Genomic DNA, 23,901 nt, shown 5'->3' with positions numbered 1-23,901 from the left:
TGAGGGCGCAGCTACATCGCCTTGAACAGGTGCGCGTAGAGGCGGCTCACCGGCAGCCGCTCGGGCCGCCCGCGCAGGCTGATGTGCTGCTTGCCCGCCTCGTCGCGCGTGACGGTGGCAATGGCCGTGGCGCGCACCAGGGTGCTGCGGTGCACCTGCCAGAACTCCTGCGGGTCGAGCTGCTCGATCAGCTCCTTGAGCGCAGTGCGGATCAGGTATTCACGCTCGGCCGTGAGCACGCGCACGTACTTGTCGGCCGCCTCGAAGTACACAACGTCCGCCACCGGCACCATGTGGATCTGCGTGCCGTGGCTGGCCTGGATCACGTTCAGCCGCGTTGCGGCGGTGGGAGGCGCGGCGGCGGGTGCAGTGCCCACGCCGGGCGCGCCCAGCAGCGCGCGCAGCTGGGCCATGGTGGCTTCGAGTTCGGGTGAGGACAACGCTGTCGAAGGTGCAGAGGGTGGCGCACCGGTTGCTGCAGCGGCTGAGGCACGCTGGCCCAGCAGGCCCTGCACCTTGGCCACGGTGCGCGCCAGCCGATCGACCTGGATGGGTTTGAGCAGGTAGTCCACCGCCTGCGCTTCAAACGCCTGCACGGCGTACTGGTCGTAGGCCGTGGCAAACACCAGCGCCGGAAAGGGCAGGTCATCCGGCCATGCGTCGGCCAGTTCGGCGGCCGCCTCGATGCCGCTCTGGCCGGGCATGCGGATGTCGAAGAACAGCACATCGGGCCGCACGTCCAGCGCCTGCCGCACCGCCGAGCGGCCGTCGCCCACCAGGGCCACCACTTGCAGCTCTGGCCATGCGCGGGCCAGGTCTTGCTGCAGGGCAGCGGCCAGCAGCGGTTCGTCTTCGGCAATCAGGGCACGCGGGGCTCGGTCTGTCATGTTGTGGCGGCAGATTTCAAGGGAAACGTGACGGTAGCGCTAGTGCCATTTGGCTCTATTGCTATCAATTCAAGAGCGCCTGCAGCACCGTGCAGCGTGGCCAGACGCTCGCGCACCTGGGCCAGGCCAAAGCTCTGGCCGGGGCCTGGGACGGGCAGGGTGGCGGGCAGGCCCGCCCCGGTGTCTTGCACCTCGATGACCAGCAACAGGCCTTGGGGGCTTGCCTGGGTGCTGGCACGCACGGTGATGTGGCCGCCTTCCACCTGGGGCTCCAGCCCGTGGCGGATGGCGTTTTCCACCAGCGGCTGCAGCAGCAGCGGTGGCACGGGCACGTCGCGCAGCGTGTCGGGCAGGTCCAGTGTGTAGGCCATGCGTGGGCCCATGCGCACGGCCATCAGCTCCAGATAGTCGCGCAGGCGCTCAAACTCCAGCGCCAGCGGGTGCTGGGTGCTGCGCGATGCGCTGAGCGTGGCGCGCAGGTAGGCAATCATGCGGTCCAGCATGTGCTGCGCCCGGGCCGGGTCGGTGCCGATGAGCACGCGCAGGTTGGCCAGGGTGTTGAACAGCATGTGGGGTTCCAGCTGGGTCTCCAGCAGCTTCAGGCGCGATTCGCTGGCGTGCATGCGCGCCTCGGCCATCTTGCTCTCCAAGTAGGCCGACTTGTTGACGGCGTAGAAGTAGAACGTGCCCACCAGCCCCGCAATGGCCGTGATGAGGATGGACGTGCGCTGGTCTGCACCGGAGATCAACGCCCCCGGCGGATAGAAGTGAAAGTAGTGCACGCACAGCGCGTCGGCCAGCAAGGTGCCCGCCAGGTAACCCACGACGATGCCCACCAGGACCAGCGCAATGCCCTGCCAGCCGTGTGGCCAGCCCGTTTCGGCGGCGGAGGGTATCAACTCCCGCCCCAGGTCGATGATGGCCCAGGTGAAGGTGCCGATCAGCACCGAATACACCACGGGCGGCCCATAGGGCTTGTCGGGCATGAACGTGCACTGGATGGTGGCCACGACCAGTGTGAAGGCCACCACCTGCAGGTAGTGCCGCAGCTTGCTGACCCCGTTGAACTCGTGGCGCAGCTTCATGGCCGGTCTTGGCGGCGCTGCAGGGCCTCGCGCTCGCGCTGCACCATGCGCTCGCGCAGGCCGCTGCCGGAGCCCAGCAGAAACACCGACACCCCATGCAGCACCAGCCCCAGCCCCCAGCCCAGCAGCGGGTACACCGACCACGGGCGTGTGCCAAACGCATAGCGCGACATGGCAAAGATGAGGGCGTTGACCAGCACGAAGGCCATTGCATGCAGGTACCAGCCCAGCTTGGCGTTGGCGCGGCGGCGGGCGAGTTGGTCGAGGTCTTCGGGTGTCATGGGCATGGAGCTTTGCATTCTAGGCGGCTCAATGGGCGCAGCAACGCGTCCGCATGGGTACTGTCATGGGCGTTTCGAGGGCATCACCGGCTGCAGCGGCTGCAGGTGCTTGGCAAAGAATGCCACGGTGCTTGCGTCCACCTGCGGCAGCACGCTGCGGTCAAAGCCGGGCGGGTCGCCCAGCAGTGCGCGGGTCAGGTCGTTCATGCGGTCGAGGGGCGGCATGGGCGACAGCATGATGCCGTGGCTGCCGTCCTGCAGGTCGGCAAGGTGGGTGCAGCGGTCCTGGCACGCGGCCAGCACGGCGCTGCTGTGAAAGCGTGGGATCTGGTTGACGTCTTTGCCCGCAGTGATGAGCCCCAGCGCGATGCGTGGGGTGGCCAGGCTGCCCATGTCGAAGTCGGCTGCAAACGGCACCACGGCCACCGTGGCCGCCACGCGCGGGTCGGTGTGTGCATGCAGCGTCTCGTCGCCAAAGCTGTGGCGGATGATGGTGATGGCCACGGCCTTCTTGATGCTGTCCAGCCAGTTGCCGTGCAGGCGGGTGGTGAAGCCGACGCAGGACGAAAAATCCTCCGCCAGATGGGCCTCGCAGTGCTGCTTGAAGCGGGCGGGAGACCATTGCCCCCCGGCAAACACCAGGGCGGTGTGGCCCCCGGCCGAACCACCGAACACGCCCACCTTGTCCAGCGCCAGCAGCGGCGCCAGGCGCGCATCCTGTGCGACGGCATCTACTGCGCGGGAGACCTCGGCGGGGCGGCGCTTCCAGCTCTCCGGGCCGGGGGTGGAGTGGTCTTTGTAGTTGTCGCCCGCATGCTCGGGCAGAGCCACCACGAACCCGGCCTGCACCAGCGCACGGGCCAGGTCGGTGTGCACCCAGGGGCTGCCGCCCGAGCCGTGCGACACCACCACCAGACGGCCGTTGCCCGCCACAGGTGTGCCCTGCCAGGCCAGCTGCAGCGCAAAAGGGCCGCGCTGCACGGGCTGGTCGGCCTCTTGTGCCGGATAGAACACCGTGACGGGGCCGTCGCCCTGTTGCCCGGGCAACTCTGCGAGACCCACGCCTGCATGGGCGGGGCTGGCTGTGATGACGGCTGCGGCCAGCAAGGCCAGGCACCAGGCCATCCAGGTTTTTGTCATGGCCGTGTTTTTGTTGGGATGAGTCATCATCAGCCGATCAGCGGGGGTTTTGCGCAGCAGCCAGTCGGTCGCGTTCCGCCTGCACCATGCGCTCGTGCAGGTCGCTGCCACCCGCAAGAACGAACACCACCACGCCATGGATGGCCAGGCCGATGCCCCAGCCCAGCGCCGGGAACACCGCCCAGTGCCGCCCGCTGCCCACGGACAGTGCGACCAGCAGCAGGTTGACGAGCAGGTACACGCTGGCATGGATGTACCAGCCCATTTTGGCCCCGGCACGGCGGCGTGCCAGACGTTCGAGGGGATCGGTGGTGAAGGTGTGGTGGCGCATGGGGGGGCTCCTGTGCTGAGGGATCGTTACGGGGGGCTCAGGCGGTGGCGGGTGATGTGGCCAAGGGGGCGCTGCGTTGCACCAGCTTCCACAGCCGCAGCGCGCGGGCCGCGAACAGGCCGTTGAACACGCCATACAGCGCAGCGATCTGCAATGCAAAGCCGCTGTCACGGGCCAGGGCGGGTTGCAGGGCCAGTTCCACCCCCACGAGGTATTTGGTGAGAAAGATGCCCAGGATCAGGGCCAGCGGCATGGCGCTGCCGGGAATGTAGAAGCAGCGCGACTTGCTTTCGTACAGCGTGCCCTGGGGCGCCGCTGGTTGCAGCCACAGCGCCACGCCGGCAATCAGCACGGCGGCGGCCAGCCAGGCGCCCACCGGCAGCAGGGCCTGGCCCGCAGCGCCAAAGGCCGAGGCGATGCCGTACACCGACAGGCCGGTCATCGCCACCGGCATGACCATGGCCCGCACCAGACTCACGTTGCGGGCCAGCAGCTGGCTGCCGCCCAGCCAGAGCAGACCGGCCAGCAGGGCCCAGACCCAGTAGGGCGTGTTTTCGATGATGCGACCCAGCATGTGGGGTTGTTGGACAAGGAGGTTGAGCAGCATGGTGGTCGTCCTGTTGTAAACAATGAATGGAGGGGTGGGGTCAGATCAGTCCGAGTGCGGACCAGACCGTGTGGCCCAGAAAACGGTCGGGCAGCAGCGTGAAGCCGCCAGCCACCACACAGGCGCCGATGTAGGTGCGTTGCATCATCTTGCGGTGGCCGACGATGTTGCGGCGGGCGAGGAACACAAAGGCCATGGCCAACATGCCCAGGGTGACGGGGATCAGCAGGTGAATCAGTCCGAAGCTGCCCCAGCGCGGGCCGGGGCCGCCGGTGATGAAGAGGGCCGACACGGCAGTGGCAACCATCAGCGTGACCCAGGCGTAGCCGGCCGCGCGGTGCAGGCGGGGGCGCTGCGTGGCCCCTTGGCGGGCCCACAGGGCAATGGGGCCGATGGCAACGGCCGCCAGCGCGGCGGCAAGATGGATGGCGATGACGGGGGTGATTTGCATGGCGGGGCTCCTGGCGGGTTCGATGGAACGAACTGTGCCGATGCCCTTCCCGGGGCGCCACAGCCCTGCGACGAAATGCAGCCCACCGGGCGTGAAATGCCGCCACGCGGAGTGAGTGGTGGGCGGATTGGGCCGCCAGAAGCAACGCGGCGTGCCTTTTGCCAGGGGGCTGGAGCCCACGGCGGATAATCCCGCACCTATTTGCAAGGAGTGCGCGTGGACGTTGTATTGCTGGTCAAGGCCGCCATCATGGGGGTCGTCGAGGGGTTGACGGAGTTTTTGCCCATCTCTTCCACTGGGCACCTGATCCTGGCCGGGTCACTGCTGGGGTTTGACGATGCCAAGGCCAAGGTGTTTGACATTGCCATCCAGACGGGCGCCATTTTTGCGGTGATCCTGGTGTACTGGGCCAAGATCCGCTCCACGCTGGTCGCCTTGCCCACCGAGCGCCAGGCCCAGCGGTTTGCGCTCAACGTGTTCATCGCCTTCGTGCCTGCCGTGGTGCTGGGGCTGCTGTTTGGCAAGGCCATCAAGGCACACCTGTTCACACCGGTGGTCGTGGCCAGCACCTTCATCATTGGTGGCTTCATCATCCTGTGGGCCGAGCGGCGGCCGCCCTCGGCCACCCGCATCCACAGCGTGGACGCAATGACGCCGCTCGATGCCATCAAGGTCGGCCTCGTGCAGTGCCTGGCCATGATTCCTGGCACCAGCCGCAGCGGCGCGACCATCATCGGAGGCATGCTGCTGGGCCTGTCGCGCCAGGCGGCGACGGACTTTTCGTTCTTCCTGGCCATCCCCACGTTGATTGGCGCCGGGGTATACAGCCTGTACAAAGAGCGCGCGCTACTGTCGGCGGCCGACATTCCGCTGTTTGCCACGGGGCTGGTGTTCTCCTTCCTCAGCGCGTGGCTGTGTGTGCGCTGGTTGTTGCGTTACATCAGCAGTCACAGTTTTGTGCCGTTTGCCTACTACCGCATCGTGTTCGGCGTCATCGTTCTGGTGACCGCGTGGACCGGCTGGGTGCAGTGGGCCGACTGATAATCGGGCCATGCGTTTCATTACCGGTCGGGTCTCCTTTCCCTTGATTTCCTTGCGGGCGCTGGCGCTCGCCGGCTTGTCGGTCAGCCCCTGGGTGGGCGCCCAGGGCTTGCCAGAGGCGGCCAGCACCGAAACCACGGTGTCCGACAAGGCAGAGAGCCAGCAGGCTGCGGCTCCCAAATTCAACTACGCGATCGGCGCCATCGTGGGCAGCAGCCCCGACTACGCCGGGGGCGATGGCCGCAAGAACAGCCTGCGGCCCGCCTGGGCCATCGAGTACGGCCGGTTTCGCCTGAGCACTTCGCGCGGCAGCGCCTTCATGGGCCACGGCCTGGGGCCCCGCGAGTCCGGCGCCAGCGCCACGCTGGCGCAAAGCGACCGCTTCAGCCTGAGTGCAGCCTTGCGCATTGACAAGGGCCGTGACGGGTCGGATGCCCCCATCCTGGTGGGGTTGCCGTCAGTGCGGTCCACCCTGCGGGCAAGGATCAGCGCGGGCTATGCCCTCACCGACCGCTGGGCCGTGGGGGCCGGGGTTTCGCAAGACATCCTGGGCCGCGATGGTGGCGCGCAATGGTCTACCAGCATTGGCTACACCTGGCCCGTGACGGAGCAGACCAAGGTCAGCTTCGGGGCGGGCGCGAGTTTTGGGGACCGCACCTACGTGCGGGGGCATTTTGGGGTGCCGGCCGGTGGCAGCAGCCCCTTGCCTGCGTTCGAGCCACGCGGCGGGCTGTACAGCGTAGATGCCGGGGTGGAGGTCATGACGGCGCTCAACCGGCACTGGGTGGTGCTGGGCGCGGCCCGCGTGTCGCAGCTGCAGGGCGATGCGCGCCGCAGCCCGTTGACCGTGCAGCCGGTGGGCTATTCGGTCTCCGTGGGGCTGGCCTACCGGTGCTGCCGCTAGGCGCATCCGCTGTAGCAAGGGTTCAACGGGAGCGGTTGTGCCTGGCGAAAGTGCTAAGCTGCCGCTCACAGACAGTTACGCCCAGGCGGCCGCACCCCGTGCCATCACCCTGTCGTGGTGTGTGAAGCTGCCCCTCCGCTGATCCTTTCCCCCACTGGGGTATTGCCGCATGACGCCAGAAGCGCCCGAGTTGTCCTCGCACCCGGAGACCGCCCGCCAAAAGGTGTGGTCCAAGGCGGACCTGCTTGATGTAATCACTCGCAGCGCAGGCGCCACCATGGCTGTGATCGACCGCAGCCTGTCGATGATCTATGTGAACGACGAATACGCGCGCTGGTTCGGCACGGTGCCGGAGGAACTGGTCGGCAAGACACTGGTGGAGGTCTATGGCGAGCAGGACTGCGCCCGGTTCATGCCGTTTGTGAACCGCGTGCTCAGCGGCGAGCGGGTGCAGTACGAGCGCATGCTGCGCACGCCCTACGGCTTTGACGAGTGGCGCACCATCTGCCTGACGCCCTGGCACAACCCGCAAGGCGCGATTGACGGTTTCATCACCACGGCGCTGGACGTGCACGAGCTGCAGGTCACCATGAATGCGCTGCGCGCGGCCAACCAGCGCCTGTCCTCCCACATGGAGAACAGCCCCCTGGCCGTGGTGGAGATGGACCACCAGCTGCAGCTGCTGCATTGCTCGCAACGCGCGGTGCAGCTGCTGGGATGGCTGCATGTGGCGGGACTTGAGGGGCGGCTGCTGACGGACCTGCTGGCCCCAGCCTCGATGGACGACAGCCTGCAGCAGGCGCTGCATCGGCTGCAGTCCGGCCAGGAGTCCCAGAACCGCGCCGAAACCTGTTTTGTGCGCAGCGATGGCACAGAGGTGCACTGCGAGTGGTTCAACTCTGCCCTGACCGACGCCGACGGCCAGGTGACCTCAATCATGGCGCTGGTTCAGGATGTTTCCGCCAAGATCCAGATCGCGCGGCAGCAGCACTACCTGGCCAACCACGACTCACTGACCGGGCTGCTCAACCGGGCCGCGTTCCAGGGGCGGTTGGAGCAGTCGCTGCTGCATGCGCGGCACACCGAGGGGTCGGTGGCGCTGTTGTTCATTGACCTGGACGGTTTCAAGCACGTGAATGACGCCGAAGGCCACCGCGCGGGCGACGAGGTGCTGCGCATCGTGGCCCAGCGCATCGCCAGCACGGTGCGCGCGGGCGACACCATGGCGCGGCTGGGCGGTGATGAGTTTCTGGTGATGCTGGACCACGAGGTGACGCGTGAGGTCACCGATACCATCGGCCACCGCATCATCGACGCCCTGCAGCAGGGCATGACGGTGGACGGGCGCGAGCTGCGCATTGGCGCCAGCATTGGTGTGGCGGTGTACCCTCCGCTGGAGGGAGACATCGACGCGCTGATGAACCGTGCCGACCAGGCCATGTACGCTGCCAAACGGGCGGGTAAGGGCCGTCTGCATTACGCGTTGACGGCCTGAGCCCTTTTCCTCCCTCTGCGCCCCCGCAGAGCAGGGGCACGGCATCACGGCAGCCGGATGCTTTGCTGGAAGTGGAAGAAGTTGCCGGGGTCGTAGGCCGCCTTGATCCGCTGAAGCTGCGGGTAGGCCGGGCCCCAGTAGGCGGAGGCAAAGTCGGCCAGCCGCGCATCCGGGTAGTTCTGGTACACGTGGCCGTTCAGGAAGGGCCGCACGAGCTGCATGAAGCCGTCGAGCCAGGCTTCCATCTGGGCGCGCTCCGCCGGGTTGCGCCAGAACACATCCACCACCAGGTCGGCGTCGACATTGCGATGCACAAAGGCGCTGTCGGCCACTGGGTAGCGGTTGATGGCGCCGCCATAGGGCTCCAGATAGGCCAGCGACCAGGGGTTGGGCGACGTCTTGAAGTAGTCGATGATGCGCTGCCAGTCGGCGGGCGAGAGCCGGGTGTTGATGTATCCGCTGGCCTTGGTTTCGGCGATCCCGTCCGGCAGGTTGTCGGGCAGGGTGTAGGGGTGGTCTTCCAGCCACACGTTCATGTCGGGATAGGTGCCGGTCTTGTCCACCAGCAGCTGCGCGCTGGGGATGGCCATCAGCGGTGCAATGGCTGCCAGCCCGTCCTCGCGGCTGCCGCAGAACATGCCCTGCACCATGTACACCGGCACACCGTTCTGGAAGCCCAGGTTCATCATGTAGCCCAATGCGTCGGGCGCACCGGTCTTCATGTAGCCGGCCTGCATCAGCGTGAGCACCTGGGCCGCGTGCACGGCGTCCCAGCTGATGGCCCAGGCCCAGACCTGGTCCAGCCGCTGCATGCGGTAGGTCACCTGCAGCACCACGCCAAAGTTGCCGCCCGTGCCGCCGCGCAGGGCCCAGTAAAGGTCGGAATGCTCCTGCGCGCTGGCGGTGACGATGGTGCCATCGGCCAGCGCCACACGGAAGGAATCGACCAGGTCACTCTGGATGCCGAACGCGCGCGATGTGTAGCCGTAGCCGCCACCTTGTACAAAGCCCCCCACGCACACGCTGCCACAGGCGCCCGTGGGCACGTGCCAGCCGGTGTGGTTCATGGCGCCGTTAAAGTGGTCAAAGTCGGTGCCTGGCAGCACGTGCACGCGTTCGCGTGCAGGGTCCAGCACCACGCCCTGCAAGTCGCTCAGGTCCACCACCATGCCGCTGTTGACCGAGTAGCCCGCAGTGCTGTGACCGCCGCAGCGCACGGCCACCCACACCCCATAGGTGCGGGCTACGGCCAGGCACTCCAGCACATCGTTCTCGCAGGCGCAAAAGACGATGATCTCCGGATACGACTGGAAGGCTGGGTTTGACTCCTGCCGCGCTGCGTTGTAGTCGGGGCTGGAGGGCAGCACGATGCGCCCTACGATGCGCGCCTCCAGAGCAGCCACCGCCTCCCATGTGAGCACCGGCGTGCTGGCCTGCGCAGTGCTCGACGCCGGCTGTTTTGCCGCTAAAGATAAAAAGTGTGCGACGCGTGCGTCTTTGGCAAGGCGGGCCGAACTTTTGCGATGGGCCATGGCGAGCGATCCTTCAGGAAGTTGCGAAGCCCCGGGTGTACCGGAGCAGGAGCGCTTTGACCAGAGGGAAATGGCAGGCGTGTCTTTCAGCCCGCTGCTGGGCAGCCACCTCTGGATCGTGAAAACGATCTCAGGACGAGGACAGCGCGAGGTCGCCCGTGTTGCGCCGCAGGCAGAACTTGCCGCCCTGTTTGCCGCTGTACATGGCGGCATCGGCCAGCTTGAGCAGGCCAATGGCGTCGGTGCTGTCGTGCGGCGCGATGGCATACCCAATGGTCAGACCGATCTCCACCTGCACGTTGTTCAGCGAAAACGGTGAGCGGAATGCATCCAGCAGCTTGTGGCCCAGCTCTTGCGCCTGCTGCAGGCTGTGCAGCTGTCCAGCCATCACCACGAACTCGTCGCCACCCAGGCGAGCCACCAGGTCACTTTGGCGCACATGGCCTTGCAGGCGCCGGGTCACGGCCACGAGCAGCTCGTCGCCCACGTCGTGGCCATGCTGATCGTTGACGGGCTTGAATCCGTCGAGGTCCATCACGTACACGGCCAGCATTTTTTCTGCGCTACAGCGCGACAGGGCCGATGCGAGCGAGATATTGAGCCCGCGCCGGTTGGGCAGGCCGGTGAGCGGATCGGTGTGGGCGAGTGAGCGCATCACGTCGCGCTCGCGGTTGGCGTCCAGCGCCTCCAACCGCAGCGCCTTGGTGCGCAAGCCCAGCACACGCATGAACAGCAGCATGTCCAGCGTGGCGCCAAACTGGAACGAGTGCAAGGTCCAGAAGTTCACCGGCACCCAACCCTGGATCACGCCAATGACCGTGGCGGTGGCCAAAAAATACAACAGCCAGGCGAGCAGCAGGGTGGAGCCCACCGGGTCGCCCAGCCTTGCGCGGCGCACCGCCCCCGGAATGCCCATGAGCGCTGGCACCAGCCCCAGGATGCTGACGATGCCTGTCACTGCTCGGGTGCTGAGCAGGTCCAGTGCATACAGCGCCGCCAGCACCACGCACAGCACCGCGCCGCCACGCATGCTGCGCAGCAGCCAGCTGCGGGGTCTGTCACCCGCCAAGGCCTGGCTGATGAAGAGAAAGGAGCCGCAGGTGGCCGTGAGCGCAGCCAGACTGGCTGCATGCAACTCCACCCACGGCATATCGCGCCACAGGTACTGCGTGCCCAGGCCGAACAGGTGCAGCGAAAACAGCAGGCTCCCCGCAATGAGCAGTGCGTACTGGATGAACAGCACGTCGCGCAGATTGAGCCACTGCGCCAGGCTGTAGATCAGCAGGCACAGCGCCAGCCCCGTGAGAATGCCTTGCAGCATCTGCTCGTTCAGAGCCTTGCTGTGCCAGGTGGTGGGCTTGTTCAGTGTGATGGGCAGCACCATTGCACCCCGGGTCTCCACGCGCAGCAGCAGGTCGTAGGTGTGTCCGGGCAACATGGCCAGGGGCAGTGCATGGGTGCGGCTGCGCAGCGGGCGCTGGGTGTAAGGCTGCAGGCTGCCCAGCGTGGCCTGCTGGGTCACATGGCCGTCTGCAGCCAGGTACACCTCGATGCGTTGCAGAACGGGATAGTCGATGTCCAGCACCCACAGGCCGCTGGATGAAACGGGCACGGTGACCGGGATGCGCACCCACACCGGCTCGGCCCGCACGCCCAGGGTACCGCTGGTGCCGGGTGGGGCCTGAAAGCGTGACAACTCCGCAAGGACATCATTCACGAGCAGGGTGCCGGAGGGGTCTGGCAGCACAGTGACGGCGGGCCAGGCCTCGATGGAAAGCAGGTCATCCCGCAGTTCGAGAGGGGCTGCCCGCGCACTGGTCGGTAGGGCTGCCAGCAGAAGACACAGTGCCGACAGCAGGCAGGCCACTCGCCACCAGCTAGCAAGAACCGGGCGATGCACAAACCCACTCAAGCGCGTGTACGTCATGAGGCCAGCGCCAGTTCGCCCGGGTTGCGGCGGATGCAGTGTTTGCCACTCTCCTTGCCTGCATACATGGCTGCATCCGCGAGCCGGACCAGGTGCTGTGCATCGTCACTGTCCAGCGGTGCCAGCGCGTAGCCGATGGTCAGGCCCACCTGGATGGAGAGGTGGCTCAGCCGGAATGGCTTTTCAAATGCATGCAGCAAGGCCCGCCCCAGTTCCTGGGCTTGTTCGGGGGTGGCCAGTTCGCGCGCCATGACAATGAATTCGTCCCCGCCCAGCCTTGCCACCAGGTCGGTGTGCTGTCGCACATTGGCCTCCAGCCGGTGGCCCACCGCCACCAGCAGGTCGTCGCCCACATCGTGGCCGTAGGTGTCGTTGACCGGTTTGAAACCGTCCAGGTCCATCAGGTAGAGCGCTACCAGCCGTTGGGGGCTGGCCTGCGCCAGCGCCGATTGCAGCGCCATTTGCATGCCGCGGCGGTTGCACAGCCCGGTCAGTGAGTCGGTGTAGGCCAGCGAGCGCATGGTGTCGCGCTCGCGCAGCGCTTCAGAGGCCGCGTGGCGCAAGGCGGCAGAGCGTTGACCCAGCACCCGCAGGAACAGCAGCATGTCAGCCGCTGCGCCGAGCTGGAAGGAGTGCAGCGTCCAGAAATTGACCGGCAGCAGGCCTTGCACCAGGCACACCATGGTCACGGCCGCCGTGAAGTACGCAACCCAGGCCGCGAGCAACGTGGTGCTGACGGAGTCCCCCCGGCGTGCCCGCGCTACGGCGATGGGCAGGCTGATGAGAGAGGGTAGGGGGCCCAGGACGCTGATGATGGCGGTGGTGGTCCGGGTGTTGATCAGATCGACCAGGAAGGCCACGAGCAGCACCAGGCTCAGCGCTGCCCCCGCCTGCATCACCCTCAGGAACCGGCTGTGTGGCATGTGGCCCATCAGCGCATGGCCCATGAACAGGAACGAGCCCGCAATGGCCAGCAGCCCCGCCGCCCCAGCTGCGTGGACTTCGATCCAGAGCCGGTCGCTCCAGAGGAATTGGGTGCCAACGCCGAAGAACTGCAGCGAGAACCCGGCACTGCCCACCACCAGCATGCAGTAGTAGAGAAACAGCTTTTCGCGCTGGCTGACCCACTGGGTGAAGCTGTAGACCACCAGGCACAGGGCCAGCCCGGCCAGCACGCCCTGGAACATCTGCTCCCGCAGCGACCGGTGCACCAGGTAGGGCGCCTTGCTCAGGGTGATGGGCACGATCATCGCGCCCGAGGTCTGCACGCGGATCAGCAGTTCATAGGGAGTGTCGGCTGCCAGGTCCAGCGTCATCGCTGGGGTGCGGCCCCGCAGCGGGCGCTCGGAATAGGGGCGCAGGTTGCCCAGCGCGGCGTGTTGAGTCAGACGGCCTTGCTGGGTCAGGTAGATGTCGACTTCGTTGAGCACCGCAAAATCGATGTTCACGATCCATTCATTGCCCGACGCCACGCGCGACATCAGCGGCACGCGCAGCCAGATGGCCTCCTTGCGCACACCCAGGCTGCCGCCACGGCTGGGGGGCTCTGCAAAGTCAGGCAAGCGTTCCAGTGCGTCTTGCACGCCCCATTGCAAAGATGGGTCGGCCAGCAACGTGGCCACCGACCACACGTTCACCGGGCGGGCATCGGCTGGCAGCACGAGCGGGCCGGGTTCAGCGGCCCGCGCAGTGGGCAGGGCCAGTACCTGCCACATTGCCAGCACCAGCAGCCACAGCAGGGGGTGCCAGGGTGTCGGCCGACTGGGGAGCAGTGCGTTGCGATGCATCGTCGTCATGCCAGTGCTGCCGTGGCGGGGATGCGCCGCACCGAGTGCTTGCCGCCTTGTTTGCCCGCGTACATCGCGGCGTCTGCATGCCGCAGCAAGCCCTGCGGGTCGTCACTGTCGAGGGGGGCCAGCGCGTACCCGATGGTCAGGCCCACCTGGATGCGCAGATGGCTCAGCGTAAAAGGGTGCTCAAAGGCCCGCAGGAGCGAGCGGCCCAGGTCCTCCGCCTGCTCGGGCGTGGCCAGGTCGCGGGCCATGATGATGAATTCGTCACCGCCGAGCCGGGCGACCAGGTCGGTCTGGTGCCGCACATTGGCCAGGAGGCGGTGGCCCACGGCCACCAGCAGGTCGTCGCCCACATCGTGGCCGTGCGCGTCGTTGACGGGCTTGAATCCATCCAGGTCCATCAAGTAGACCGCGACCAGCCGCTGCGGGGAACAATGGGCCAGCGCAGCGTGCAAAGCATGCTGCAGGCCGCGCCGGTTGCTCAGGCCGGTGAGTGGATCGGTGTTGGCCAGTGACTGCATCAGATCCCGCTCGCGCATGGCCTCCTGGGCCTGTGCCTGGGCCGCGCGGGCGCGCAAGCCCATCACGCGGAAGAACAGCAGCATGTCCAGCGTGGCGCCAATCTGGAACGAGTGGAGTGTCCAGAAATTGGCAGGAATCCAGCCTTGCACCAGGCACACCATCGTTCCGGCGGCCACGCCAAAGGCGATCCACGCCACCAGCAGGGTGGCGCCAATGGGGTGCTTGTCCCGCACTCGCGCCATGGCGGCAGGCAGGCTGATGAGCGAGGGGAGGGCCCCCGCCAGACTCATGAAGGCAATGGCAAGGGGCACGGTCAACCAGCCCACCACCAAGGCGATACAGACCGCTGCGGTGACTGCCGCGCCCAACCGCATGGTGCGCGCATACCGGCTGCCAGGGGTGTCGCCGGCCAGCGTGTGGCCCAGGAACAGAAACGATCCCGCCAGCGCCATCAGCCCTGCTGCCGGACCCGAATACCGGTCCATCCACGGGTTATCGGGCCAGAGATACTGCGGGCCGACGCCAAAGAACTGCAGCGAAAAGCCCGCACTGCCCAGAACCACCAACGCATAAAAGCCGAACATGCGATCACGCTGCGTGACCCACTGGATCAGGCTGTACGCGAAGAGGCAGAAGGCCAGCCCGTTGAGCAGGCCCTGCAGCATCTGCTCGCGCAGGGCCTGGCGCAGGTGAATGGGCATTTCGCTGACCGTGATGGGCAGAATCAGCGGGCCGGTGGCCTGGACCCGTATCAGCAGGTCGTAACGTTGCCCCGGCTGCAGGTCGAAGGCCATCGCAGGCGTGCGGCCAGCCAGCTGCGCTGGGTCGGACTGGCGTGCTCGGGCCTGCTGAAGCAGCTCGCCACCCCGGGCCAGGTACAAATCGGCCCTGAGCGAGCTGTAGCCAATGTTGACCACCCACGGGGTGCGCAGCGCCTCGGGCGCAACCAGGGGGATATGCAGCCACATGGCCGCCTTGTGTACGCCCAGCGAGTTGTTGCTCCGTGCTGGAGCCTTGAACTCGTCCAGGCGGTCCAGCATGTCCTGTACCGAGAGCTCGTAGGTGGGGTCGGCTTTGAGGGTGATGGCTTCCCAGGCATCCACCTGCGGTCTGTCCTGTGTGAGCACCAAGGGTGCGCCCGCCTGTGCGCTCCGGGGCAAGACTGCAGTTACCAGTACCAGCAGACACAGCACCCACGTTGCCACGCCGCAACGCGCGCGCCAAAAGCGGGCCAGTATCGGGAGGTTGCGCGGCAGCGGTTGCATTGGCGTGGTGGCTACGGCGATGTGGCTTGCTGTGCCTGGCCTGTCTGGCCCGCCTGCGCGGGCTTCGCCTTGCCAGCCAGGCCTCGGCTCCAGCTGCCAGAGGTGGTCAGCCGATCCTCGATGCGGTTGAGCCAGCCCGGGGCATGGGGGTCGTCGCTCCAGCTGTGCACCACGGTGTCCACCTGGTTGAGCAGTTCGGTGGGCAGTTGCAGCGGGCGCGTCTGGCTCATCAGCACCCGGCTCATGAAGTGGTAGCCCAGCGCCCGCGTGAGCATGCGCACGATCGAAAAACGCGGCAGCAGCAAACCAACCACCGCATCGATGGCGCGGGCCAGCAGCAGAACGCACCAGAACAGCAAGGCCGACAGCCGGGGCACGGGCTGGTTCAACCCCAGGTCCTCGGCGGTTTCTCGCCCGCACAGGTAGCGGGTCATGAGCTGCGGGAAGGGCTTGACGATGCGCCAGGGCAGCGCGTTGGCCATGGTCTGCATCAGGGCCTGCCCCAGGGCCGGGCGCGGGTCGGGCGTGACCGGCTCTGCGCGGCCACGGGCCTGCATCAGTGTCATCAGTGCATCGCCCTGCGCCATCGTTTCCACCATCAGGGAGCGGTCGATGCCAAGCACGTGACCCACCACATTCCAGGCGTGCAGGTAGGCTTCTTCGTCGCCGGGCGGCAGACCGAGACCCAGCCGACGCATGCTGCGCAGGAACACGTAGCCAAAGGTCAGCAGCGTGTAGGCCAGCTCCTCCTGGTTGCAGGGCAGACCTTTGGCGGCCAAGTTCCAGCCACGTGCATACAGGGTCTGGTACATGACGGACCTGCCGCCACCAGCGGGGGCTGCGCGTGGCACGATCAGGCCGTCTCCGCCAGTCTTCCATTGCGCGATGGCATGTTCGGGGCTGCCGTGCAGGATGAGATTGCGCACCGTGGCGTGGATCAACCGCACCTTGAGCACCTGTGCCACACCGGCACCCCGCGGGCTGAGGCCTCCGTGCAGCATCACCGGGAAGATCATGGCCGCCGTGGAACGGATGCGGTATTCGGTGTTCTGTTCCAGCTGGCCGGTCGTGTGCAACACGCTCGACAGGTCCGGGACCACGTAACACTCGGGCAGGCTGGCACAGAACAGCAGGATGCAAGACAGCGCACCGTGGTCCATGAAGAGTTTTTCGGCGCGCTCGATCTTGCGGGCATCGGCCCAGGGCGGCAGCACCTGCGCCGCCTGCACATAGTCGTTGAGCGCCTTGGCCATCTCGGCGGTCACATAGCCTTTGGCGGCCTTGTCACCATCCCCCACCTGCACCGGGCCTTCGGTTGCCTGCCAGGTGGCCAGCGTCGCGTTGTCGGTCCACTGGCTGAACAGCAGGTTCACCGTGTTGATGTGCGCCCATTGCGGAGCGGCGGCGGCGACGTCGCCGGGGGGCCAGGGCCCAAGGATCCTGGCAATCGTAGCGTCTGCCAGAAGGTCGGCGTGGTGCTGCATGGGTGCCAGATCGGCAGCTGGCAGCAGAGGGTTGTGGGGCTTGCTGGTCATGCCGCGACCTTACCCGGTGCGCGCCAGCGTTGGAAGCCCGCCAGCGCGCAGAGCAGCGGAATCCCCATGGCAAAGGCTGCAATGGTCCGGATTTCTACCGGGCTGCCCAGAATCATCTGGAACACCATGCCAGCCGCGTAGATGGTCAGCGGCACCATGGCGTGGCGCCGCAGGAAGGGGCTGGCGGGTTGCAAGGGGAGCTGGCGCGCCGACATGCGAAAGCTGAAGATGATCACAAAGGCCACGAACACCCAGCCGAAGAAGCCCTGCACGGTTTCGCCAAACCAGGCCCCATCGGTCTTGGCCATGATCCACGCCTTGAGGGTGTACACGAAGTAGGGGTCTGCGCCCAGGTCGAACGCGGTCACGATCATGGCAGCCAGAAATGACAGCATGGCGGCATTGCCCAGGCCGGGAGCCCCGTCCACCGCCGATTGCCAGACGATGAGGTTGCTGATCACATAGCCCGCATACGTCAGTGCAAACCACATCATCGGAATGACCAGTGGCACGTCCAGCAGACGGGGGCCCAGCACATCGGTGTAGGTGTAGTGCCCGAAGAACCAGCCCCGGCTGGAGCCCATCTGTTCGGCAAACCAGCCCAGGCTGACCGCGATCAACACAAACTGCAGGGCAGCGCGGGTGCCCAGCAGATGCGCTGCACTGGTCCAGCAGCAGGCAAACATCAGCACCGAGGCGATGACGATGGCGATGGTGGTGTCATTGTGGGTGCGCACCGCTGTTGCGATGACAAAGGCGGCCAGCAAGGCAAAGCTGAGCGCGGGTAGGCGCCCGGCCGTCGGGGGCTGTGCAGACATGTCGGGTGTATCACGCTGTAACAATTTCGCCAGTGTAGGGGATTGGCGCGGCGTGTGTGTCCCCTGTTTGCCCTGATCCGGGGGCGGTGTGGGGCGTTTTTTCGCGCCCTGCGATCCGAATTTGGTGGTAAAGCGGAACGCAGGCGACCCTGCGCGGGGATCTGCCAGTACGACTTAAGTCTGGCGGGGCGTGAGCATGGCCAGGTTGAGCAGCGCTGCCTCAATGGCTGCTGCAGTGGCCACGGGCTGCTCCATGGGAAACAGGTGGCTGCCGTCCAGCATCATGGTGCGGCCCTCGGTGACACGCAGCGTCATAGCCATGCCGACCTGCTTCATCTCTTCGGAATCGCGCCCGCCGATGAAGGCGGCCGGGCACTGCAGCGGGTGCTTGCTCAGCAGGCGGCCCAGGTTGTGCGGCAGGGTGTTGTAGATGGCGGTTTCCACCGCGCGGTCAAAGCCCAGCACCCGCTTGCCGTCCTGGTCTTGCAGGCCGTGGGTGATGTAATCGTGCAACACCTCGGGGTGCCAGCGTGCAAAAGCCTTCTTCTTGCGAAAGTGCTCCAGCGCCTCTTCGTTGCTGGCCCAGCTGAACCGCCGCTGGCGGCTCACCCGGCCCGGCGATATCGAACCCACCACCTGGGTGCGCTTGGCCACGCTGACCACGTTGGCCTTCCAGCCGCCAATGAGGGGCGAGTCGATCAGCAGTACGCCGCGCACCAGTTCGGGGTTGCGGGCGGCGGCCATCACGCTCAAAAAGCCGCCCAGCGAATGTCCCACCAGAAACACCGGCTGGCCCAGGCGCTGCACCTGCACCGTTGCAAAGTCGGCTAGCTGCTGCACCAGGTGTGGCCAGTTGCTGGTCACCGGGTACTGCGGGTCGTGGCCATAGCGTTCGACCGCGCTGACTTCAAAACCCCGGGTCTTGAGGTGCTTGAACAGCACGCGGTAGGTGCTGGCCGGAAAGCTGTTGGCGTGCGAGAAAACGATGGGGAGCATGGAGGGCATGGCGGGGTGGCGGGGCCGTGGTGCAGGCGCGCACGCGGCCGGGTGCCGTGGGGTGCGCTGGCCTGCAGGGCGTCAGATCAGCCGGTCGGTATGGTTGGTGATCTTCTTGAGTGGCTTGCTGCGCGCCGGGCTGACCATGATCGGCACCTCGGTAGCGCCGCCGGTCCAGGCGGGGTCTTCGATGCTGTCGAACACCTGGCGCAGCTTTTGTCCCCAGCTGTCGTGCAGCATCCGAAAGTACGGGTTGTTCTCGTCGATGCAGATAACCTTGTCGGTGGCAAAGCGGTCCACCTCGTACACCACCAGGTCCAGCGGCAGGCCCACCGACAGGTTGGACTTGAGCGTGCTGTCCATCGACACCAGTGCGCACTTGGCAGCCTCGTCCAGCGGGGTCTCGGGCGTGAGCACGCGGTCGAGCACGGGTTTGCCGTATTTGGATTCGCCAACCTGGAAGTATGGTGTTTCGGACGTGGCCTCGATGAAGTTGCCTGCCGAGTACACCTGGAACAGGCGCATGCCCTCGCCCTTGATCTGGCCGCCAAACACCATGGACACATTGAAGTCCACGCCCGAGCGCTTGAGGGCTGCGCCGTCGCGCTCGTGCACGTGGCGCACAGCGGCGCCCAGCACGCGGGCGGCATCGAACATGCTTTTGGCATTCCAGATGGTGATGGCTTCGCCCGACTCGCCGTCCTTGATCTGCTCGGTCTGCAAGATCTCTCGCACCGATTGCGAGATGGACAGGTTGCCCGCCGACAGCAGCACCATGAAGCGGTCACCCGCCTTCTCGTAGACCATCATCTTGCGAAATGAGCTGATCTGGTCCAGGCCGGCATTGGTGCGGGAATCGGACAGGAAAACCAGCCCGGCGTTGAGTTTGATGGCGACGCAGTACGTCATGGAGCAATGGGGGTTGTTGTTTGGAGGTAACCCGCGAGTTTAGTCGCCTGTGGCATGGGCGGCCTGTGTGCCCTGCAGGCGGCCCCCAGTTGTTGCGGGGTGTGGATACTCAAAAATGATAGCGGCCAGGGCATATGGCACTAGCGCCTGATGCCCCTGGGACTCAAAAATGCGCTGGCGGTGTGCCCTGAGCCCGGTCAGCAGCCTGCAGCGCAGCCGGGGTGGGCGTCGCTTCAGCCTGCCATCTTCTTGAGCTGGTACAGCGCATCCAGCGCTTCGCGCGGGCTCAGGGCGTCGGGGTTGATGCCGGCCAGCGCGGCCTCGAGAGGGCTGGCGCCCGCGCTCTCGGGCACCTCGGGCGCGGCGAACAGGTCCACTTGCAACTCATCCTCACCCGCGCGCTCTTCGAGCGCTGCCAGCGCATGGCGGGCGTGGTGCAGCACCGGCGACGGCATGCCGGCCAGCTTGGCTACCTGGATGCCGTAGCTGCGACTGGCCGGGCCGGGCTGGATCTCGTGCAGGAACACGATGTCGGTGCCGGACTCGGTGGCGCTCACATGCATGTTGATCGCGTGGCGCGCTTTTGCTGGCAGCTCGGTCAGCTCGAAATAGTGCGTGGCAAACAGCGTGAAGGCGCGGGTCTTGTCGTGCAGGTGGGTGGCAATACCGCTGGCCAGCGCCAGGCCGTCGAACGTGCTGGTGCCCCTGCCGATCTCGTCCATCAGCACCAGGCTGTGGGGCGTGGCGGCGTGCAATATTTGCGCAGCCTCGGTCATCTCCAGCATGAAGGTGGACTGCGCGTTGGCCAGGTCATCCGCCGCGCCAATGCGGGTGTGGATGGCGTCGATGGGCCCCAGGCGGCAGCTCGCGGCGGGCACATGGCTGCCCATGCTGGCGAGCAGCACGATGAGCGCGACCTGGCGCATGTAGGTCGATTTACCGCCCATGTTGGGGCCGGTGATGATCTGCATGCGCGTGTTGGCGTTCAGGCGCGTGTGGTTGGCGATGAAGCTGCCGCTGGATGTCTCGGCCAGTCGCGCCTCCACCACCGGGTGGCGGCCGCCCTCGATCTCGATGCAGGGCTCGGGCACGAACTGCGGCGCGCACCAGTGGAGGGTGAGCGAGCGTTCGGCCAGCGTGCACAGCACATCCAGCGTGGCCAGGGCCTGGGCCAGGCGGGTCAGCTGCGGGATGTGGGGTTGCAGCTGGTCCAGGATCTGCTCGTACAGCCATTTCTCGCGGGCCAGGGCGCGCTCGTTGGCCGACAGGGCCTTGTCTTCAAACGCCTTGAGTTCGGGTGTGATGAAGCGCTCGGCGTTCTTCAGCGTCTGGCGGCGGCGGTAGTCATCAGGCACCTTCTCGACATGGCTGCTGGTGACCTCGATGTAGAAGCCGTGCACCTTGTTGAACTGCACGCGCAGGTTGGGGATGCCGGTGCGCGCCTTTTCGCGCGTTTCCAGGTCCAGCAGGAAGGCGTCGCAGTTGGTCTGGATGGCGCGCAGCTCGTCCAGCTCGGTGTCGAAGCCGTTGGCGATCACGCCGCCGTCGCGCACCAGGGCGGCGGGCTCTTCGGCAATCGCGGTCTGCAGCAATGCCATGCAACCCTCGGGTGGTTGCAGGTGGCTGAAAATCTGCATCAAAAATGGCTCTGGTGCCCTTCCGTTCAGCGCAAGCAGCTCTGATTTTTGTAGCGTTTTGCCCAGCGCGACCAGCTCGCGCGCGCGCACCTGGCGCAGCGCAATGCGGGCGGTGATGCGTTCCACATCACTCACGCCTTTGAGTTCGCCGCGCAGCGTGGACCAGGGGCCCGCACCGCCGCCTGCACCGCCCGCGCCACGCAAGGCCGTGGTGGCCGAGAGGCGCTGGCGTGCCTCGGCGCGGTCGCGGCGCGGCTCCAGCAGCCAGGTCTTGAGCAGTCGGCTGCCCATGCCGGTCATGCAGGTGTCGAGCAGCGAGAACAGCGTGGGTGCATCGTCACCACGCAGGGTCTTGACCAGCTCCAGGTTGCGGCGCGTGGTGGCGGGCAAGTCGATGAGGTCGTCGTTGCGCTGCACCTGCACGCTGTGTACGTGGGTGAGGGTGCGGCCCTGCGTGTGCTCGGCGTAGGTCAGCAGTCCGGCGGCGGCGGCGTGGGCCTCGCCCAATTCGTGTGCACCCCAGGCCTGGAGGCTGGCCGCGCCCAGGTTTTCGAGTAGCTTGCGCTCGCCCAGGGCACTGTCGAACTGCCAGTCGGGCCGCAGGCTCATGGGGCAGGTGAAGGCGCCGCCTTGGCGCAGCACCTGCAGTTGTTGTTCAAAGCGCTCGGTCACGCCTGCGCTGTAGATCAGTTCGCTGGGCGCCACGCGGGCCAGCCAGGCGCCCAGTTCGTCGTGCGCACATTCGGCCAGGTACACGCGGCCCTGCGTCACGCTCAGCCACGCCAAGCCACAGCGCGCGCGGGGCGCCTGGTGCACGGCCATCAGCATCGATTCGGATTTGTCGGACAGCAGTTCGGTGTCGGTCAGCGTGCCGGGTGTGACCACGCGCACCACCTTGCGCTCCACCGGGCCCTTGTTGGCGCCCACTTCGCCCACCTGCTCGGCAATCGCCACCGACTCGCCCATCTTGATCAGGCGCGCCAGATAGTTCTCCAGAGCGTGGAAGGGCACACCGGCCATCACCACCGGCTGGCCGCCCGACTGGCCGCGCTGTGTGAGCGTGATGTCGAGCAGGCGCGCGGCCTTCTCGGCGTCCTGCCAGAAGACCTCGTAGAAGTCGCCCATGCGGTAGAACAGAAGCGTCTCGGGGTACCCGGCCTTGAGGGCCAGGTACTGCTGCATCATGGGTGTGTGGTGTTCGAGCGTGTCGGACATGCAGGGGGTGGCAGGAATGAGGCGTGGACTGTAGCAGTTCGATCATCGGGTTTCCCCCTGGGCAATTCCACTGCGTTCTGCCAAGATGTTACGTTTTGACATACTCTTGGCTGTATGCTGGCAGCTTGACCCTGAACGGAGCCACTCTCCGTCGAGAGTTGGTGTTTCAACCCCAGGATTCAGAGGCTTCAGAGCGACCGTGATTTCGTCCGAACTGTTGATCGACCTCCTCGCCCCTACCGGGGAAGGCGTCATCGAGCCCATGGCGCAGGCGCGCCTTCAAGCGCTGGTGGACGCGGTGCCGGTGGCGCTCATGGAGTTTCGTCTGCAAGACGGCCGCCTGCTGCTGCTGGCCGCCAACGCTGCGGCACGGCGCATGCCAGGGCTGGGAGCGGTACGGCATCCGGGCGTGGATGCGTCCGAGGTGTTTGACCTGCTGGCCAACACGCCGCTGCTGGACCAGTTGCTCGGCGTGGTGCGCGTGGGGGCTCCGCTGGAGTGCCGCCAGGTGGTGCGCGAGCCCGGTCGGCTGTTGCTGGCCTGGGACTTGTCGGCCCGCCGCGTGACCAATGACTGCATTGTGGTCACGGTGCGCGATGCCTCTGAAGCCGAAAATCTGCGGGTATCACTGGCCGCATCCGAGCGTGCGCTGGAAGAAGTGCGGCGCGAGTTGCGCGAGCAGACCGACGTGTTCAACACCATGGAGAGTCTGGCGCGCACCGGCCACTGGCGGCGCATTGAAGACCCGGGCGAAACGGTGCTGCTCTGGTCGCCAGGGCTGTGCGACATCGCCGGGTTTGAGCAGCAGGAATGGGTGGACCCCGAGCGCGCGGTGAGTGGCATCTTGCCGGAAGACCGGCACGTGTTCGACAAGATCCGAGAACGGGGATCTGGCCTGGATGTGGAGTACCGCTGGCGACGACCAGATGGCGAAGTGCGCTGGATGCGCTCGCGGGTTCAACGCACGCTGCCGCGCGACGGTGTGCAGGTCGTCATGGGGGTGGTGCAGGATGTAACGGACGAGCACCGCGCTGCGGAGCAATTGCGCGAACAACTCTTGTTCATTCAGCGCATTGCCAGCCGCATCCCCGGCTTCATCTACGAATACCGGCTGCATACCGATGGTGGCACCAGCGTGCAGTACATCAGCGATGCCGTGCGCGAATTCATGGGCGTGGAACCGCACGAGGTCACGGCCGACCATGGCGTGCTCATGCACCGCGTGGTGCCCGAAGACCTGCCGCTGGTGCAGCGCTCGGCCATGATGTCGGTGCGCAAGCTGGTGCCCTGGCAGTGCGAATACCGTGTGCGGATGAATGACGGGAGCGTGCGCTGGCACATGACCAACGCCATTCCACACCGCGAGGCCGATGGCTCGGTGGTGTCCCATGGCTTCACCATGGACATCACCGATCGCAAGCTGGCAGAACAGGAGATCGAACGCCTGGCGTTCTACGACGCGCTCACGGGCCTGCCCAACCGCCGCCTGCTGCTGGACCGCCTGCAACGCTCCATCGCCGCCTGCCAGCG

20 protein-coding genes are annotated in these 23,901 nt (G+C 66.3%); 4 read left to right on the top strand and 16 right to left on the bottom strand.

What is annotated here, in order from left to right; all coding sequences use genetic code 11:
• Positions 1 to 11: 11 nt before the first annotated feature.
• The 7 genes from ASD75_RS22205 to ASD75_RS22175 are packed head-to-tail and all read right to left on the bottom strand — an operon-like array spanning position 12 to position 4,782.
• On the bottom strand, positions 12 to 887 hold the full coding sequence (locus ASD75_RS22205) for a LytTR family DNA-binding domain-containing protein (RefSeq protein WP_056748137.1): 876 nt from the start codon (positions 885 to 887) through the stop codon (positions 12 to 14).
• Complete coding sequence (locus tag ASD75_RS22200; protein WP_056748135.1) at positions 884 to 1,972, bottom strand: sensor histidine kinase; 1,089 nt, start codon at positions 1,970 to 1,972, stop codon at positions 884 to 886. Before ASD75_RS22200 ends, ASD75_RS22205 begins: the two co-directional genes overlap by 4 nt.
• A complete protein-coding gene (locus ASD75_RS22195) occupies positions 1,969 to 2,259 on the bottom strand; it encodes a 2TM domain-containing protein (RefSeq protein WP_056748347.1) in 291 nt (96 codons plus the stop codon). The genes ASD75_RS22200 and ASD75_RS22195 overlap by 4 nt, the downstream gene beginning before the upstream one ends.
• 57 nt (positions 2,260 to 2,316) lie before the next feature.
• Positions 2,317 to 3,393 carry an alpha/beta hydrolase family protein gene (locus ASD75_RS22190; protein ID WP_369817520.1) on the bottom strand — a complete coding sequence of 359 codons (1,077 nt, stop codon included), beginning with the start codon at positions 3,391 to 3,393 and terminating at the stop codon, positions 2,317 to 2,319.
• 37 nt (positions 3,394 to 3,430) lie between these two features.
• The gene (locus tag ASD75_RS22185; RefSeq protein ID WP_056748131.1) at positions 3,431 to 3,724 is read right to left on the bottom strand and encodes a 2TM domain-containing protein; all 294 of its coding nucleotides are present in this window, start codon (positions 3,722 to 3,724) and stop codon (positions 3,431 to 3,433) included.
• Positions 3,725 to 3,761: 37 nt separating this feature from the next.
• On the bottom strand, positions 3,762 to 4,331 hold the full coding sequence (locus tag ASD75_RS22180; protein WP_056748130.1) for a DUF6622 family protein: 570 nt from the start codon (positions 4,329 to 4,331) through the stop codon (positions 3,762 to 3,764).
• A gap of 40 nt (positions 4,332 to 4,371) precedes the next feature.
• Positions 4,372 to 4,782: a DUF2306 domain-containing protein gene (locus tag ASD75_RS22175; RefSeq protein WP_056067036.1), complete on the bottom strand. Its 411-nt coding sequence runs from the start codon at positions 4,780 to 4,782 to the stop codon at positions 4,372 to 4,374.
• Between the two features lie 216 nt (positions 4,783 to 4,998).
• Here ASD75_RS22175 and ASD75_RS22170 point away from each other — a divergent pair, with 216 nt between their 5' ends.
• The 3 genes from ASD75_RS22170 to ASD75_RS22160 all read left to right on the top strand — a co-directional run bounded on the left by ASD75_RS22170 (position 4,999) and on the right by ASD75_RS22160 (position 8,222).
• Positions 4,999 to 5,823, top strand: coding sequence for an undecaprenyl-diphosphate phosphatase (locus tag ASD75_RS22170; protein WP_056067100.1), 825 nt, complete (start codon positions 4,999 to 5,001; stop codon positions 5,821 to 5,823).
• A gap of 10 nt (positions 5,824 to 5,833) precedes the next feature.
• Positions 5,834 to 6,727, top strand: coding sequence for a MipA/OmpV family protein (locus ASD75_RS22165; RefSeq protein WP_056748128.1), 894 nt, complete (start codon positions 5,834 to 5,836; stop codon positions 6,725 to 6,727).
• A gap of 169 nt (positions 6,728 to 6,896) precedes the next feature.
• Positions 6,897 to 8,222: a diguanylate cyclase domain-containing protein gene (locus ASD75_RS22160; protein WP_056748127.1), complete on the top strand. Its 1,326-nt coding sequence runs from the start codon at positions 6,897 to 6,899 to the stop codon at positions 8,220 to 8,222.
• 44 nt (positions 8,223 to 8,266) lie between these two features.
• On the opposite strand, the gene ASD75_RS22155 is transcribed toward ASD75_RS22160, so the two are convergent.
• From ASD75_RS22155 to mutS, 9 genes are all read right to left on the bottom strand, one after another.
• Positions 8,267 to 9,754: an FAD-binding oxidoreductase gene (locus ASD75_RS22155; RefSeq protein WP_056748124.1), complete on the bottom strand. Its 1,488-nt coding sequence runs from the start codon at positions 9,752 to 9,754 to the stop codon at positions 8,267 to 8,269.
• 130 nt (positions 9,755 to 9,884) lie between these two features.
• Positions 9,885 to 11,681 (bottom strand): diguanylate cyclase, encoded by a 1,797-nt coding sequence (locus tag ASD75_RS22150; RefSeq protein WP_056748121.1) that lies wholly within the window; start codon positions 11,679 to 11,681, stop codon positions 9,885 to 9,887.
• Positions 11,678 to 13,468, bottom strand: coding sequence for a diguanylate cyclase (locus ASD75_RS22145; RefSeq protein ID WP_056748118.1), 1,791 nt, complete (start codon positions 13,466 to 13,468; stop codon positions 11,678 to 11,680). The genes ASD75_RS22150 and ASD75_RS22145 overlap by 4 nt, the downstream gene beginning before the upstream one ends.
• A gap of 5 nt (positions 13,469 to 13,473) precedes the next feature.
• Positions 13,474 to 15,261, bottom strand: a complete 1,788-nt coding sequence (locus ASD75_RS22140; RefSeq protein WP_056748116.1) for a diguanylate cyclase — start codon at positions 15,259 to 15,261, stop codon at positions 13,474 to 13,476.
• Positions 15,262 to 15,272: 11 nt separating this feature from the next.
• Complete coding sequence (locus tag ASD75_RS22135) at positions 15,273 to 16,796, bottom strand: oxygenase MpaB family protein (RefSeq protein ID WP_056748114.1); 1,524 nt, start codon at positions 16,794 to 16,796, stop codon at positions 15,273 to 15,275.
• The gene (locus ASD75_RS22130; protein ID WP_056067063.1) at positions 16,793 to 17,614 is read right to left on the bottom strand and encodes a carotenoid biosynthesis protein; all 822 of its coding nucleotides are present in this window, start codon (positions 17,612 to 17,614) and stop codon (positions 16,793 to 16,795) included. The genes ASD75_RS22135 and ASD75_RS22130 overlap by 4 nt, the downstream gene beginning before the upstream one ends.
• A gap of 174 nt (positions 17,615 to 17,788) precedes the next feature.
• Positions 17,789 to 18,610, bottom strand: coding sequence for an alpha/beta fold hydrolase (locus tag ASD75_RS22125; protein WP_056748346.1), 822 nt, complete (start codon positions 18,608 to 18,610; stop codon positions 17,789 to 17,791).
• 81 nt (positions 18,611 to 18,691) lie between these two features.
• On the bottom strand, positions 18,692 to 19,519 hold the full coding sequence (locus ASD75_RS22120; RefSeq protein ID WP_056067065.1) for a proteasome-type protease: 828 nt from the start codon (positions 19,517 to 19,519) through the stop codon (positions 18,692 to 18,694).
• 233 nt (positions 19,520 to 19,752) lie between these two features.
• Positions 19,753 to 22,371, bottom strand: a complete 2,619-nt coding sequence (gene mutS, locus ASD75_RS22115; protein WP_056748113.1) for a DNA mismatch repair protein MutS — start codon at positions 22,369 to 22,371, stop codon at positions 19,753 to 19,755.
• Between the two features lie 199 nt (positions 22,372 to 22,570).
• On the opposite strand from mutS, the gene ASD75_RS22110 reads away from it, so the two are divergent.
• A partial coding sequence (locus ASD75_RS22110; protein WP_235511673.1) for a PAS domain-containing protein occupies positions 22,571 to 23,901 on the top strand: 1,331 nt, incomplete at its 3' end.

Origin of the sequence: Acidovorax sp. Root568 (assembly GCF_001427445.1) — a bacterium.
In the GTDB taxonomy this organism is placed as follows: domain Bacteria; phylum Pseudomonadota; class Gammaproteobacteria; order Burkholderiales; family Burkholderiaceae_C; genus Acidovorax; species Acidovorax delafieldii.
This window is presented reverse-complemented; position numbering and strand designations above follow the sequence as displayed.